Raw genomic sequence first — 13,532 nt, 5'->3', positions numbered from 1 at the left:
CCTTCTCACCGGGAGAGGGAAACCGAAGATGTTGCATCGCACAACATCTGTCTCTTACAGTCCCGCATGCCCTCCCCGACCCGCCTGACCGTCGATCTGAATGCCCTGGCCGCCAACTTCCATGCGCTGGAAGCGGCCACCGGCGTTCCGGTCCATCCGGTGGTCAAGGCCGACAGCTATGGGTTGGGTGCCGTCGCCTGTGCCACCCGTCTGATGGCCGAGGGGGCCCGGACCTTCTTCGTGGCACGGGCTGCGGAGGGCGTCGGCCTGCGCGCGGCATTGGGGCCGGAGCCGGTCATCTATGTGCTGGACGGCTGCGTCGGCCAGACGGCGCCGGCCCTGAAAGCCGCCGACCTTCGGCCCGTGCTGAACCATGGTGCCCAGCTCGCGACCTGGCGCGCCGCCGGGTCCGGCCCTTGCGCTCTTCAGATCGACACAGGCATGAATCGTCTTGGGTTTCGACCCGAGGAAGCCCCCGAACCGTTCGACGGCCTGACGATGGTTCTCAGCCATCTGGCCTGCGCCGACGATCCTTCAGCCGAGATGAACGCCCGCCAGCGTGATGTGTTCGCCGCCGTCGCCGCCCGCTATCCCGGCACGATCCGATCCTTCGCCAACTCCGGCGGTGATTTCCTGGGCCGGGACTATGCCTTCGACGCCGCGCGCCCCGGCATCTGCCTGTATGGTGGCGGTCCCGAGGGGCGGCCGGACCCGCGCGTCCGCCCCGTCGCCACCTTCTGTGCCGACATTCTTCAGGTCCGTGACGTGCCTGCGGGCGAGAGCGTCGGCTATTCGCGTGGGTTCATCGCGGAGGCACCGCGCCGCATCGCCACCGTCGCGGCGGGTTACGCGGACGGCGTCCTGAGGTCCTACAGCCCACGGGGCCAGGTCTGGATCGGCGGGATGCTGCGGCCGCTGGTCGGGCGGATTTCCATGGACGTCTGCGCGGTGGATGCGACCGATCTTGACGTAGCTGTGGGCGATAGCGTCGAACTGTTCGGTGCCCACAGGCCGATCGACGATGCGGCACAGGCCGCCGGGACCATCGCCTATGAACTGCTTACCTCGGTCACCGCGCGCGTGCCGCGCGTCTATGTATCGACATAGGGACTGGCAGGGAGAGATTGTTCTCTCTATGTTCCTACCCGCAGTGGGGACGTTCCGATGATTTTCGAGTGTGACGGCGGGGCCGATCTGAAGGCGCGCCCCACGGCGAAAGTGCACGATGTGCACTCGTTTTTTTCTGAGTGGACTTCCTGATGGCCCGCGACGGCGCGATCTATGTCTGCCAGTCCTGCGGGGCTGTCCACGGGAAGTGGTCCGGCCAGTGCGGGGCCTGTGGCCAGTGGAACTCCATCGTCGAGGAGAGCCGCTCCGCCCCGCCCGGCGCGATGAAGCCCGCTAGCACCGCCCGGACCCGCGGCGTCCAGTTCGAGACCCTGCAGTCCGACACGCCCGAGCCGCCGCGTATCGTCACCGGCGTGACCGAGTTCGACCGCGTCTGCGGCGGCGGCGTGGTCCCAGGCTCGGCCATCCTCCTCAGCGGCGACCCCGGCGTGGGCAAGTCGACCCTGCTGCTGGACGTGGCCGGGCGGGCGGCGATGTCGGGACGGCGCGTGGCCTATATCTCGGGCGAGGAAGCCGTCGAGCAGATCCGCGCACGCGCCAAGCGGATGGGGCTGGAGAAGGCTCCTGTCGAACTGGCCAGCGCCACGGCGCTACGCGAGATTCTCGGCACGCTGAATCGCGAAAAGTTCGATATCGTCATCGTCGATTCGATCCAGACCCTGTGGTCCGACGCCCATGAGGCGGGGCCCGGTTCGGTGACGCAGGTTCGCGCCTGTGCCGGTGAGATGGTGCGGCTGGCCAAGTCGCAGGGCGTGGCCGTGGTGCTGGTCGGCCATGTCACCAAGGACGGCCAGGTTGCCGGGCCGCGCGTGGTCGAACACATGGTTGATGCCGTGCTCAGCTTCGAGGGCGAGCGCGGCTATCCCTTCCGCATCCTGCGCGCGGGCAAGAATCGCTTCGGTGCGACGGACGAGATCGGCGTGTTCGAAATGGGCGATGCGGGTCTGCGCGAAGTGTCCAACCCATCCGCCCTGTTTCTGGGCGAGGGCAAGGACCGGGCTCCGGGAGCCGCCGTCTTCGCCGGGATCGAGGGCTCACGCCCCGTGCTGGTCGAGATGCAGGCCCTGGTGTCCAAGTCCGCCTATGGCACGCCCCGCCGCGCCGTCGTCGGCTGGGATACGGGGCGGCTCAACATGGTCCTGGCGGTGCTCGAGGCACGCTGCGGCTTCGGCTTCGGGGACCAGGACGTCTATCTGAATGTGGCGGGTGGCCTGCGTATCAATGAGCCGGCGGCGGATCTGGCGGCGGCGGCGGCCCTGATCAGTTCGGCCACCGACATGCCCCTGCCCCAGGGCTGCGTCGTCTTCGGCGAGATCAGCCTGTCGGGCGAGGTTCGCAGCGTCGGCCGGGCCGAGGCGCGGTTGCGCGAGGCGCAGAAGCTGGGGTTCGACAACGCTCTGACCCCTCCCCTCACGGTGAAGGACAAGGGTGTGAAATTGACCCCGGTGACCCGCCTGACCGAAGTGGTCGAACGAATCTCGCAGAACCGCTATTGAGGGCGGGTGACCGGTTTCGACATCTTCGCCCTCATCGTCATCCTGATCTCCGCCGGCGCGGGGTGGGTGCGCGGAGCGCTGCGCGAGGTCATCACCCTGTTCAGCTTCGTGCTGGCGGCCTTTGTCGCCATGCTGGCCCTGCCGGTGACCGCGCCGATCGGTCGCGGCCTGATCGACCCGGACTGGCTGGGATCGATCGTGGCTGTGATCGTGTCCTTCGTGCTGATCTATTTCCTGATCCGCTTGGGAGGGTCTGCCCTGTCCAAGGGGGCGAAGGATCACCCTCAGCTGGGCGGGATCGACCGGTTCCTGGGCGTGTTCATCGGGGCGGTGCGGGCGCTGGTCCTGCTGGGTGCCATCCATCTGGTCGTGGTCGCCGCCATGCCAGGCGAGCGGACGCCGCGCTGGCTGACCGAGGCGTCCGTACAGCCGCTGTCAGCGGGGGCCGCGCGGGTCATCCAGATCGTCCTGCCCGGCATCGGCCAGGGGGCCGACGCGCTCACGCCGCTGGTCTCTTCGTCTGTCAGCAGAGGGTTTTCAGACGATGAAGCCTTGCCCCCGACGCAAAGCCCGCCTAACTCCCCGGCCACAGCCCCCTGATATAGTTTCAGCAGGTCATCGGAGTCCCACGATGCGCCACCTGATCGCCGATCCGGTCATCCACCGCGAACATTGGCGCGACGCCGATGACGACACCCTGCGCCTGGAGTGCGGGGTCTGCGGCGTCTGGGGTGCTGACGAAGACGCCGCCTCCGCCATCGTGGCCCTGGGTCTGCATGCACTCCAGCATCGCGGTCAGGAAGCCTGCGGCATCGCCAGCGTCCACGACAGCCGCTTCCACACCGAACGTCACATGGGGCTGGTGGGCGAAGCCTTCGGCGGAGCGGATCTGGCCACCCGCATGCCCGGTCGTGCCGCCGTGGGCCACACGCGCTATTCGACGGCGGGCGGCAGTTTCCTGCGCAACATCCAGCCCATGTTCGCCGATCTGGATTCCGGCGGCATCGCCGTGGCCCACAACGGCAACCTGACCAACTTCCACTATCTGCGGAAGCAACTGGTCGGCGAAGGCTCGATCTTCCAGTCGACCTCGGACAGCGAGGTCATCCTTCACCTGATCGCCCGCAGCCGTAAGGCCAAGATCGTCGAACGGTTCATCGATGCCATCGGCCGGATCGAGGGGGGCTATGCCCTCGTCTGCCAGACACGCTTCAAGATGATCGGCGCGCGCGACCCGCTGGGCATCCGCCCGCTGGTGCTGGGCAAGATCGGCGAGGCCTGGGTGCTGGCGTCCGAGACCTGTGCGCTGGACACTATCGGTGCCACCTTCGTGCGCGACGTCGAGCATGGCGAGGTCGTGATCATCGACGAAAAGGGCCTGCGCTCGCTCAAGCCCTTCCCGACCCGTGCGGCGCGGCCCTGCCTGTTCGAATACGTCTATTTCTCGCGCCCCGACAGCGTGGTGAACGGCCGCTCTGTCTATGGCGTGCGCAAGCGCATGGGACAGGGCCTGGCCCGCGAGCATGGGGTTGAGGCCGACGTCGTGGTGCCCGTGCCCGATTCCGGCGTGCCGGCGGCCCTGGGCTATGCCCAGGAAAGCGGCATTCCCTATGAGATGGGGATCATACGCAGCCACTATCTGGGCCGCACCTTTATCCAGCCCAGCCAGGCCACGCGCCAGAAGGGCGTGCGCATGAAGCACAGCCCCAACCGCTCGGTGTTGGAGGGCAAGCGCGTGGTGCTGATCGACGATTCGATCGTGCGCGGCACCACCTCGGTCAAGCTGGTGCGGGCCGTGCGGGCCGCAGGGGCGACGGAGGTTCACCTGCGTTCGGCCAGCCCGCCGATCCTGTATCCCGACTTCTACGGCATCGACATGCCCGAGCGGGACCAGCTGATCGCGGCCAACATGACGCTGGAAGAAATGCGCCGGCATCTGGAGGTCGACTCGCTGGGCTTCCTGTCCGTCGACGGCCTGTATGCCGCCATGGAGGCCGGGCCGCGCGATCCCAAGACGCCGCAGTTCACCGACCACTATTTCACCGGCGAATACCCCACCCGCCTGCTGGATCGCGAGATCGAGGAAGGTGGCCGCGAGGAGCCCCAGCGTCAACTGTCCCTGCTGGTGAGTGCCTGATCCCTAAATGACCGACCTGCCTCTCCAAGACCGTATCGCCCTCGTCGTCGGGGCCTCGCGCGGCATCGGCTATGAGACCGCCCTGGCCCTGGCCAAGGCCGGAGCCCACGTCGTGGCGACGGCACGGACCGAGGGCGGGCTGGAAGAGCTGGACGACGCCATCTTCGCCGCCACCGGCAAGCACGCGACGCTGATCCCGTTCGACTTGGTCGACGGCGGCGCGATCGACCGCCTGGGCGGGGCGCTGTTCGAGCGGTTCGGCAAGCTGGACATCTGGGTGCAGTCGGCGGCGATTATGGGGGCCGAAGGCCTGACCCCGGTCGCTCACGCCGACGTGCGCGGTTTTGCCAAGATCGAGAAGACCAACTTCACCGCCGTCTATCGCCTGATCCGCTCGCTGGAGCCGCTGTTGCGGGCTTCGGACGCCGGACGCGCCATCTATCTGACCAGCAGCGTCGCCTCCGCCCCCAAGGCCTTCTGGGGGGCCTATGCCGCGACCAAGGCGGGGGCCGAGGCCCTGATGAAATGCTGGGCCGACGAGATCGAAAGCACGAACATCCGCGCCAGCATCGTCGATCCCGGCCGCATGCGCACCCAGCTCCGCGCCCAAGCCTATCCGGGCGAGGAACCGGAGACGGTCATTCATCCCTCCGCCATCGGCCCGCTGATGGTCGAACTGGCGCGGGGAGATCGCGAACCGGCGCTGGAGGTGAAGTTCAGGGACTGGAGCGCCAGCTAGGAGACGGAGACGCTTATCTAGGACCTACTCAACCGTTGATCAGTGTTGAAGGCAAAACGATATCCCGTTCGCACTCGGCATAGGCCACAGCCTCCCGAGAATAGGCCTGCAACTTCTGAATATAGCTGTTTACCTGCGCTACATAGGCGGTGAAGGAGGCTTGATATTCACGATTGGCGGTCTCGTAAGCGTTTAGGACGCGGTTGTTGCAGTTATGGGTGCCGCGGGCCTCGTTGACGCAAGATGGCAGCGCCGGCCGCTCTGGCTTGGTTGGGCGTTCGACCGTCGGAAGTTCGGGAACGGGACAGGCTGTAACAACCGAGGCGACTTCCTGCGCCATCGCCGAGCCCGCGAGCAGCACGCCGGTCGCCAGAGCCAAAACCACTTTCATTTCTGAATCCCCCAACCCGGCCTAATGTGCCAATCCAGAGGCACCAGTCAACCGGGAGTTACTTCTTCGGCGCGTGCTTTTGACCTGTGCGGATGCGGCCTGAGCGCGATACCTGACGGGCCCCGCCCCTCGCGCCTTTTTGAACGGCGATGGAGGATCCGGCCTTCTTGGACGCGCTGGCCTTCAGGCCGGACAGGGGCTTGGGCTTGGCTCCGGACTTCTTCTGCTCCAGCGCCTTGCCGGGCAGGTTGGACAGGGCGGCCTCGCGTTCGGCCTTTTTGATGACCCGGCGCGGGGCCGTCTTGGCGTCACCCTTGTAGCGTTCAGGACCGGACTTGGCCCCGCCCGGCGCATAGGGGTTGTCGCTGCCGGACTTGACAATCAGCCGGATCGGCGTGCCGGGCAGGTCGAAGCTTTCGCGCAGATTGTTGACCAGATAGCGCTTGTACTGCTCCGGCATGGCCTCGGCGCGGCTGGCCATCAGCACGAAGGTCGGCGGGCGGGCCTTGGTCTGGGCCATGTATTTGGGCTTGATGCGCTTGCCGTCCACGGCGGGGGGCGGATGCCGCTGGGTGGCCATCGACAGCCAGGTGTTCAGATCCTTGGTCTTGACCTTGACCGACCAGGTCGCATGCGCCTGAAGGATGGCGGGCATCAGCCGCTCGACGCCGCGGCCGTTATGGGCCGAAAGGGCGATGAAGGGCGAACCCTTCAACTGGGGCAGCTTGTCCTCGGCCAGGCGCGACAGCTCGGCCAGCTTGGACTGCGGGTTCTCTTCCAGGTCCCATTTGGAGGCGACATAGACCAGGGCCCGGCCCTCGCGCTCGACCAGATCGGCCAGTTGCAGGTCCTGGGTGTCGAAGGCGTTGTCCTTGTCCATGACCAGGACGACCACCTCGGCGAAGGTGATGGCGCGGATGGTGTCGGCGACCGACAGCTTCTCCAGCTTCTCCTGAACCCGGGCCTTGCGGCGCATCCCCGCGGTGTCCACCAGGCGGATATTCTGCCCTTCGTATTCCCAGTCTACGGAGATGCTGTCGCGCGTGATTCCGGCTTCGGGACCGGTCAGCATGCGGTCCTCGCCGATCAGATGGTTGATCAGGGTGGACTTGCCCGCATTGGGGCGGCCGACGATAGCGATGCGGATCGGCTTGTCCGGTTCGTCGATCTCTTCGATGAAGATGTCGGCACTGGCCGTGACGACGGCCTGGTAAAGATCAGCCATGCCCTCGCCGTGCTCGGCGCTGATGGCCACAGGTTCGCCAAAGCCAAGGCCGTAGGCCTCGCCGATGCCGCCGCCGCTCTCACGACTCTCGGACTTGTTGGCCAACAGGATGACCGGCTTGTGCACCTTGCGCAGACGGTCGGCGAAGATGCGGTCCAGCGAGGTCACGCCTTCGCGGGCGTCCATCATGAACAGGATCAGGTCGCCGTCTTCCAGTGCGAGCTCGGTCTGCTCACGCATGCGAGACTCGAGGCTGTCGTCGCTGACATCCTCATAGCCCGCTGTATCGATCAGGGTCAGGTCCATGTCCCCGATGTTGCCGTCGGCATAGCGCCGGTCACGAGTCACACCGGGGCGATCGTCGACCAGCGCGAGGCGCTTGCCGACGAGGCGGTTGAACAGTGTCGACTTACCCACGTTCGGGCGGCCGACGATGGCGACTTTGAGAGCCATGTCGGCCTTCTAACGCAGTTTGGGCTCAGACGTGAGCGGCGATCAGCGAATGCTGACCAGGTCGCCCTTGTCCGTAAGGACATAGAGGGCACCGTTGTAGGCGGCTGGGGCCAGATAGGCAGGTCCACCCAGTTTCAGGCTGGCAGTCTGGATGCCCGTCTTGGGATCGAAGGCGACCAGCTCACCATCGGAGTTGGTCAGGACCAGACGATTGGAGGCCAGCAGCGGACCCGACCAGACCGGACGCACGGTGCGATCCCAGAAGCCCAGGAAGCCCCCCTCCTGACGCACGCGACCTTCGTTCAGGTCACGGGTCCAGTAAACCTGACCGGTCTCGCGGTTGACGACGGTCAGTTCGCCTTCCTTGGACACGACATAGACGACATCGCCGACCGGCAGGGGTGCGTTGACGCCGCCGATGGGCAGCTCGGCCCATTTCGGCTCGCCTGAGCGGATGTCCAAGGCAGAGAGGACGCCCGAATGGCTGATGGCATAGACGGTGCCGCGGCTGATGACCGGGCGACCGGCGATGTCGCGGATTTCGGACAGGGCGCTGGTCCGGCTGGTGCGCGACAGGACGTGCTGCCAGACGGCCTGGCCGGTCGAGGCGCGAAACGCGGTCAGTTCGCCGGACGAGAAGGGGGCCACGACGGTGTCGCCGGTGACGGCCGGGCTGGAGGCGCGCATGAGACGGGCGGGTTCGGGGATACCACGGAAGGTCCAGGATTGCTGGCCCGTGGCCGCGTCGAAGGTCAGAAGCTGATTTTCCACATCGACGACGAAGACGCGACCGCCTGAAAATGTCGGGGCACCGTGGATCGGCACATCGACCGGCGTGGTCCAGATCACGGCACCCGTGGCCTGATCCAGTGCCGTGACGGTGCGATAGCCCGAGGCGACAAAGACGCGGCCTGCGCCGGCGGCGACACCACCGCCGAAGCCACCGCCGTCCGAGCGCCCGCCCATCCCGAACCAGCCACTGCGGCGCGTGTCCTCCGGCGGCTTGATATCGGTCTTCCAGGCGATCTGGCCCGTGCCCGCATCGACGGCGGCCACCGAAGATTCCCCATCCAGGACGAAGATACGATTCCCGTCAGCGATGACCGGGGCCATGACCTGGCGGTTGCGGCTGGAGCCGACGCCGATGCTGCGACGCCAGGCGACCGTGAAATCAGGTGCCGCAATGGCATGTTCGACCAGATTCTCGGCCGTGCCCCCCGGCTGGGTCCAGGCCGTTGCGGCCTGGGGCCCCGGCAGGAAGAAGTCACGACCGGACAGGGCGGCCGACGGAGCCAGTTGCTGTTCGAACTCCAGGATCGAGATGCGCGCACCCTCGCTGGCGACGGCCTCGGGCTGCTCCGAACCGCCCAGCCCGAACGGCAGCGCCCGGCGCACGGTGCCGCACGAGGCGACGGTGACGGCGAGACCGCACAGCAGGGCGACTTTAAGCACGCGATTCATGGGCAAGGTCCTGGAAACAGAGATCACTGGCTGGCCGGAGGTGCTTGAGGAGCGGGGGCCGCCGGGCCTTGTGGTTGCTCGCCAGCAGCCGGGGCGGCAGCAGGCTGCGGCAGGGTCGCCATCCGGTCGGTTATGCCCTTGATGTTGGCGGCGACACCCGCATCGATGGCTTCAACGGTCACGCCTGCGCGCTGCCCCACGGCCTGGGGCGTGTCGAGATCGTTCTTCAGCAGGACCAGAGCCTGACGAGCCTCGGCGGTCTGGCCATTCTGCAAACGGGCCATAGCCAAGGCCTCACGGGCGTCGAAGCGATACGGGCGCTTGTCGCCGGTCAGCGGCTCCAGCCGACCTTCGATGTCGGCCAGCGAGGCATTGGTGTCCATGATAAGCCACGCCGCCTTCAGAGCGGCGAAGTCGGACAGGATGGGATCGCGCGTGGCATCGGCGGCCTCGTCCAGAAGCGCGATGGCATCGGGTATCCGGTTGGCATCCAGCGCGATCTGCGCGCGCTGTTGCAGGGCCAGGGCCTTGTAGGCTCCATTGCCTTCCTTGACGGCCTGAACGAACGCGGCGTCGGCCCCGATCGGGTTGTTGGCGGCCATCGATTCCAGCCCCCGGTCATAGGCGACCGAGGCCTTGTCGGCCTTCGACGTCTGCCAGCTGTCCCAGCCCCACCAGCTCAGCGCAGCGACAAGGGCGATCAGCAGCACGCCGCCGACAACCGGCAGCCAGGTGCGGGCCAGCCGCTTGTATCGGTCGGAGCGAAGCTCCTCCTCGACCTGTTCGAAGACATCAACCACGAAATAACTGCCCCAAGCCGCTGAAATTCAATCCGGCGCGACCCTAGTGTGTCGCATCAACCACCGCAACGCGGCCGTTCAGGTGGAAACCGGCTTTTTGGAGAAGTAGGTCTCGACTTCGGCAGGAAAACGGCGGGCACGGACATCATCGGCATAGGTTGCTACCGCCTGATCGATTACCCCGCGCAGATCGGCGTATTTGCGCACGAATTTCGGGGTCCAGTCGAACAGGCCCAGCATGTCGGACGACACCAGGACCTGGCCGTCGCACGCGGCCGAGGCCCCGATACCGATCGTCGGCTTGTCGATCGCCTCGGTAATCTCGCGCGCCAGTCCTTCCGCCACGCCTTCGATGACGACGGCGAAGGCCCCGGCGTCAGCTGTATCCCGCGCTGACTGCAGGATGCGAGCGCGTTCGCCCTCCTCGCGCCCCTTGGCCTTGAAGGTGCCGTCGATATTGATCGACTGGGGCAGCAGACCGACGTGCCCCATGACGGGAATCCCACGCTTGACCAGATAGTCGATGGTGGCGGGGGCCGCGGGGCCACTTTCAACCTTGATCGCCTGGGCGCCGGTTTCCTTCATGACGCGTACGGCATTGGCATAGGCTGTCTCGACACCCGCCTCATAACTGCCGAAGGGCATGTCGATCACGACCAGCGCCCGCTTCGCGCCGCGCATGACGGCTTGGCCGTGCAGAATCATCATCTCCAGGGTGACGCCGACGGTGGAGGTCAGGCCGTGAACCGCCATCCCCACGCTGTCGCCGACCAGCAGGACGTCACAATGCGCATCCATCAGGGCAGCCGTCGGCGCGTCATAGGCGGTCAGGACAACGATCGGCTCGCCACCTTTTCTGGCCCTGATTTCGGGCACGGTAATCCGCTTGATCGGGGTCTGGACCTGACTGGACATGGGCTATCCCTTGGCTATTCGCGGCCTAGATAGGCCGTGCGTCCCGCAAGGTCGAGCGAATGAGGCTGCTCAGACTTCCTGCGACAGACGCACGACGCTGATCGTCGCCACGGCGATGACGCTCGCGGCCGCCAGCCAGAAGATCTGCATCCCGCCAACCGATCCCAGTTCCAGCTGGTTCAGGCCCAGACCGGACAGCGCCGAATCGACCGCGGTCTGAATGCCTATGGATGCGGATTGCATCCCCTGCCCCAGCGCCTGACCGGCGACGACACCTTCGCTGGCTTCACCCAGGTTCACATTTACGTTTACGGTTTCCCGAACGGCCACCACACCACCGACCACGCCCGCCAGGACGATGGCCAGGCTCCGGAAGCGCGAGCCCTTCTGCAACCGCGCCTCGACGCCGGCGGTGAACAGGGCCGCGTCAGCCATGGGCGGGGTGCGCGAGAACAGCCGCTCGACGAAGGGATCGAACTCGTCAGCCGACATTCTGTGCTCTCCCCAGGGTTTGAGCGGATTGGTTTTGAGCGGGTTCCGGCTGGAGCCGCGCGCGGAGTTTATCCAGACCACGTTTGACATGAGACTTCACCGTGCCGAGTGGCAAATTCAGGGCGGACGCGATCTCGGGATGGGCCATGCCTGCGCCGTGACACAGGGAGACGCACAGCCGCTCCGGCTCGCTGAGGGTTTTCAGGGCTTCGTCCAGATCCATGATGTCGCCGGGATGGGGCTGATGGATGGCCTCATCGTCTGTGACTTCATCGACATAGCGGGCCTCCTTGACGCAACGCTTGATGTAAAGGCGGGCCGCGATCCGCTTGATCCAGGCCGCGAAGGTGCCGTCACCCCTGAACTCTCCGCATCGCTGGAACGCCTGGATGAAGGCGTCCTGGGCGATATCGTCGGCCAGGGCGGGTTGGGCCCCCATCCGCCGCAGCAGCGCACGCACAGGAGTGCCATGGCGGCGGACCAATTCGCCGAACTCTCGCCGTCCGCCCGCAGCCGCGAGTGCGGCGAGCTCGACATCGTGCCGGTCAATCAGGGGCTTGTCGCGCACCTGCATCATGATGGCATTCCCCCGAAAGCCTGGGCTCAGTCCTTGTTCTTGTTGAAGAAGCTCAGGATGATGAAGGCTAGGCCGATGGCACCCGGGATAGCGGCGAAACCGGCCACGAACTTCACGTCATTGTCGACGCCGTAGCCCAGCGCCAGGAAGGCGGCCGCGACACCGGCCGACAGTGCCAGAAGAATGACGCCCGTCCGCAGGTCGCGAGACGCCGACGGCAGCTTGCGAACCTGCTCCTTCGTCAGGGCGTCGATCAGTTCGGACGGCAGGGGTTGGCCGCGTTCGACGGCAGCCCGGAGGGTATTCTGCATTTCGCGCCTCTCGCGGCTCTTCAGCCAGGCCGGGCCGACGACGATGGCGATGATCATGAAGATGCCCGACAGAGGGATCAGGATTTCGACGCCCATGGGATAGTCTCTCTTTCAATGACGGAGGCAGCGTGGCGCCGCGTCCTTCTGTCAACAAGAGGCAGGCAGGCGATCAAACGGATGCAGCCGATCGCAAATTCTTTTTGACCCGCGCCCTGCACGCGGGGACAAGGTCAGCCGCAAAGGAGACCGCTATGATTGATCGCCGCCTTCTGCTGACCGGCCTTGCCGCGACACCCCTTATGGCCTGCGCACCCCTGCCCGCCTCGCTGCCTGCACGCGGGGCAACTCATCCAGAGCGCAAGCTGAAGCTCGTCACCTTCAATATCTGGCACAATCAGGGAGACTGGCCGGCACGGCTGGCGCTGCTGATCGCAGATATGCGAGCACAGGACGCCGACGTTATCGCGCTGCAGGAAGTCCTGGAGGACGCCGCCGTCGGCCTGCCGAATCAGGCACAGACGATTGCCGATGCACTTGGCGGTTATGAGATGCATTTCGTTTCCACCGATGCCGAGGGCGCACCACGCCGCTACGGCAATGCCATCCTGTCGCGCCTGCCGGTTCTGCAGCACGACTGGAAGAAGCTGGAGCCTTTGGACGACTATCGCACCGCGATCCGCGCGCGGGTCACGCTGGGCGGCCGCCCCGTCGACATCGTGAACACCCATCTGGCCGCGCAACCGGACGCCGGTGCCGTGCGGACGCGCCAGATTTCCGATCTGATGGCCTGGCTACCCCAGGATGGTACACCCCTGATCGTGACGGGGGATTTCAATGCCCAGCAAACCGATCCGGAACTGGCGACGTTGACCGGGCCGCGCCTTCTGACCGCCCTGCCCCACGGCGCGGTTGTGACTACGCTCAATCCGGCAAAGAACCACCTCAATCGCCAGATCGACCACATCTTCGCCGAGCGCGAGCATTTCACAATCAGTCAGGCCACAAGGATCGGCGATCAACCGACGAATGGTGAGTATCCGTCGGATCATTTTGGTGTCGCCGCCGTGATAAGCCTGCGCTGACTTCGCGCCGGGGCTGTATCCACAGCGCTTGGTCCTGTATCCAGACTGCCACTGCCACTGCCGCCCTTCTGAACCGGAGCTTCCCATGAGCCACGTCACCTATCGCATCGTCGAGCACGACGGCGGCTGGGCCTATTCGTCCAACGGCACCTTTTCAGAGACCTATCCCAGCCATGACGCCGCCCGCGCCGCCGCCGTCGCCGTGGCCCGCGAACAGCGCGTTCCGGATCAGACAGCCGTGATCGAGTTCGAGAATGCCTCGGGCGAATGGGTCACCGAACGCGCCGATGGCCACGACCGCCCCGTCACCGATGTCGAGGGTTGA

15 protein-coding genes are annotated in these 13,532 nt (G+C 65.9%); 7 read left to right on the top strand and 8 right to left on the bottom strand.

All coding sequences use genetic code 11. The features are described 5' to 3' along the window. Positions 1 to 66 precede the first annotated feature (66 nt). From alr to AC4PRM_RS10720, 5 genes are all read left to right on the top strand, one after another. Entirely contained in the window at positions 67 to 1,107 is a 1,041-nt protein-coding gene (gene alr, locus AC4PRM_RS10740) for an alanine racemase (RefSeq protein WP_492039843.1), read from the top strand. A gap of 152 nt (positions 1,108 to 1,259) precedes the next feature. Further along, positions 1,260 to 2,624 (top strand): DNA repair protein RadA, encoded by a 1,365-nt coding sequence (gene radA, locus AC4PRM_RS10735; RefSeq protein ID WP_492039842.1) that lies wholly within the window; start codon positions 1,260 to 1,262, stop codon positions 2,622 to 2,624. A 6-nt stretch (positions 2,625 to 2,630) separates the two neighbouring features. After that, the gene (locus tag AC4PRM_RS10730; protein ID WP_492039841.1) at positions 2,631 to 3,224 is read left to right on the top strand and encodes a CvpA family protein; all 594 of its coding nucleotides are present in this window, start codon (positions 2,631 to 2,633) and stop codon (positions 3,222 to 3,224) included. 31 nt (positions 3,225 to 3,255) lie between these two features. After that, on the top strand, positions 3,256 to 4,761 hold the full coding sequence (gene purF, locus AC4PRM_RS10725; protein WP_487922001.1) for an amidophosphoribosyltransferase: 1,506 nt from the start codon (positions 3,256 to 3,258) through the stop codon (positions 4,759 to 4,761). A gap of 7 nt (positions 4,762 to 4,768) precedes the next feature. Beyond that, positions 4,769 to 5,500: an SDR family NAD(P)-dependent oxidoreductase gene (locus AC4PRM_RS10720; RefSeq protein ID WP_492039840.1), complete on the top strand. Its 732-nt coding sequence runs from the start codon at positions 4,769 to 4,771 to the stop codon at positions 5,498 to 5,500. A gap of 28 nt (positions 5,501 to 5,528) precedes the next feature. Here the strand turns inward: AC4PRM_RS10720 and AC4PRM_RS10715 are convergent, their stop codons facing one another. From AC4PRM_RS10715 to AC4PRM_RS10680, 8 genes are all read right to left on the bottom strand, one after another. Further along, positions 5,529 to 5,891, bottom strand: a complete 363-nt coding sequence (locus AC4PRM_RS10715) for a hypothetical protein (protein WP_492039839.1) — start codon at positions 5,889 to 5,891, stop codon at positions 5,529 to 5,531. A 58-nt stretch (positions 5,892 to 5,949) separates the two neighbouring features. Then, positions 5,950 to 7,569, bottom strand: a complete 1,620-nt coding sequence (der, locus tag AC4PRM_RS10710) for a ribosome biogenesis GTPase Der (protein ID WP_373257225.1) — start codon at positions 7,567 to 7,569, stop codon at positions 5,950 to 5,952. A 42-nt stretch (positions 7,570 to 7,611) separates the two neighbouring features. Continuing rightward, a complete protein-coding gene (locus AC4PRM_RS10705) occupies positions 7,612 to 9,030 on the bottom strand; it encodes a PQQ-like beta-propeller repeat protein (RefSeq protein ID WP_492039838.1) in 1,419 nt (472 codons plus the stop codon). 23 nt (positions 9,031 to 9,053) lie between these two features. After that, positions 9,054 to 9,830 carry a tetratricopeptide repeat protein gene (locus AC4PRM_RS10700; protein ID WP_373257221.1) on the bottom strand — a complete coding sequence of 259 codons (777 nt, stop codon included), beginning with the start codon at positions 9,828 to 9,830 and terminating at the stop codon, positions 9,054 to 9,056. A gap of 78 nt (positions 9,831 to 9,908) precedes the next feature. Next, positions 9,909 to 10,745 carry a 3-methyl-2-oxobutanoate hydroxymethyltransferase gene (gene panB, locus AC4PRM_RS10695; protein ID WP_373257219.1) on the bottom strand — a complete coding sequence of 279 codons (837 nt, stop codon included), beginning with the start codon at positions 10,743 to 10,745 and terminating at the stop codon, positions 9,909 to 9,911. Positions 10,746 to 10,814: 69 nt separating this feature from the next. After that, positions 10,815 to 11,237, bottom strand: a complete 423-nt coding sequence (locus AC4PRM_RS10690; protein ID WP_373257217.1) for a hypothetical protein — start codon at positions 11,235 to 11,237, stop codon at positions 10,815 to 10,817. Further along, positions 11,227 to 11,814, bottom strand: coding sequence for an RNA polymerase sigma factor (locus AC4PRM_RS10685; protein ID WP_492039837.1), 588 nt, complete (start codon positions 11,812 to 11,814; stop codon positions 11,227 to 11,229). The genes AC4PRM_RS10690 and AC4PRM_RS10685 overlap by 11 nt, the downstream gene beginning before the upstream one ends. A 26-nt stretch (positions 11,815 to 11,840) precedes the next feature. Further along, positions 11,841 to 12,221 (bottom strand): DUF6249 domain-containing protein, encoded by a 381-nt coding sequence (locus tag AC4PRM_RS10680; protein WP_492039836.1) that lies wholly within the window; start codon positions 12,219 to 12,221, stop codon positions 11,841 to 11,843. A gap of 155 nt (positions 12,222 to 12,376) precedes the next feature. Here AC4PRM_RS10680 and AC4PRM_RS10675 point away from each other — a divergent pair, with 155 nt between their 5' ends. Together AC4PRM_RS10675 and AC4PRM_RS10670 are read left to right on the top strand one after the other, a co-directional pair. Further along, on the top strand, positions 12,377 to 13,207 hold the full coding sequence (locus AC4PRM_RS10675; RefSeq protein WP_492039835.1) for an endonuclease/exonuclease/phosphatase family protein: 831 nt from the start codon (positions 12,377 to 12,379) through the stop codon (positions 13,205 to 13,207). Positions 13,208 to 13,292: 85 nt separating this feature from the next. After that, complete coding sequence (locus tag AC4PRM_RS10670) at positions 13,293 to 13,532, top strand: DUF2188 domain-containing protein (protein WP_373257211.1); 240 nt, start codon at positions 13,293 to 13,295, stop codon at positions 13,530 to 13,532.

Source organism: Brevundimonas sp. DW-iso22 (assembly GCF_058725425.1).
This window is presented reverse-complemented; position numbering and strand designations above follow the sequence as displayed.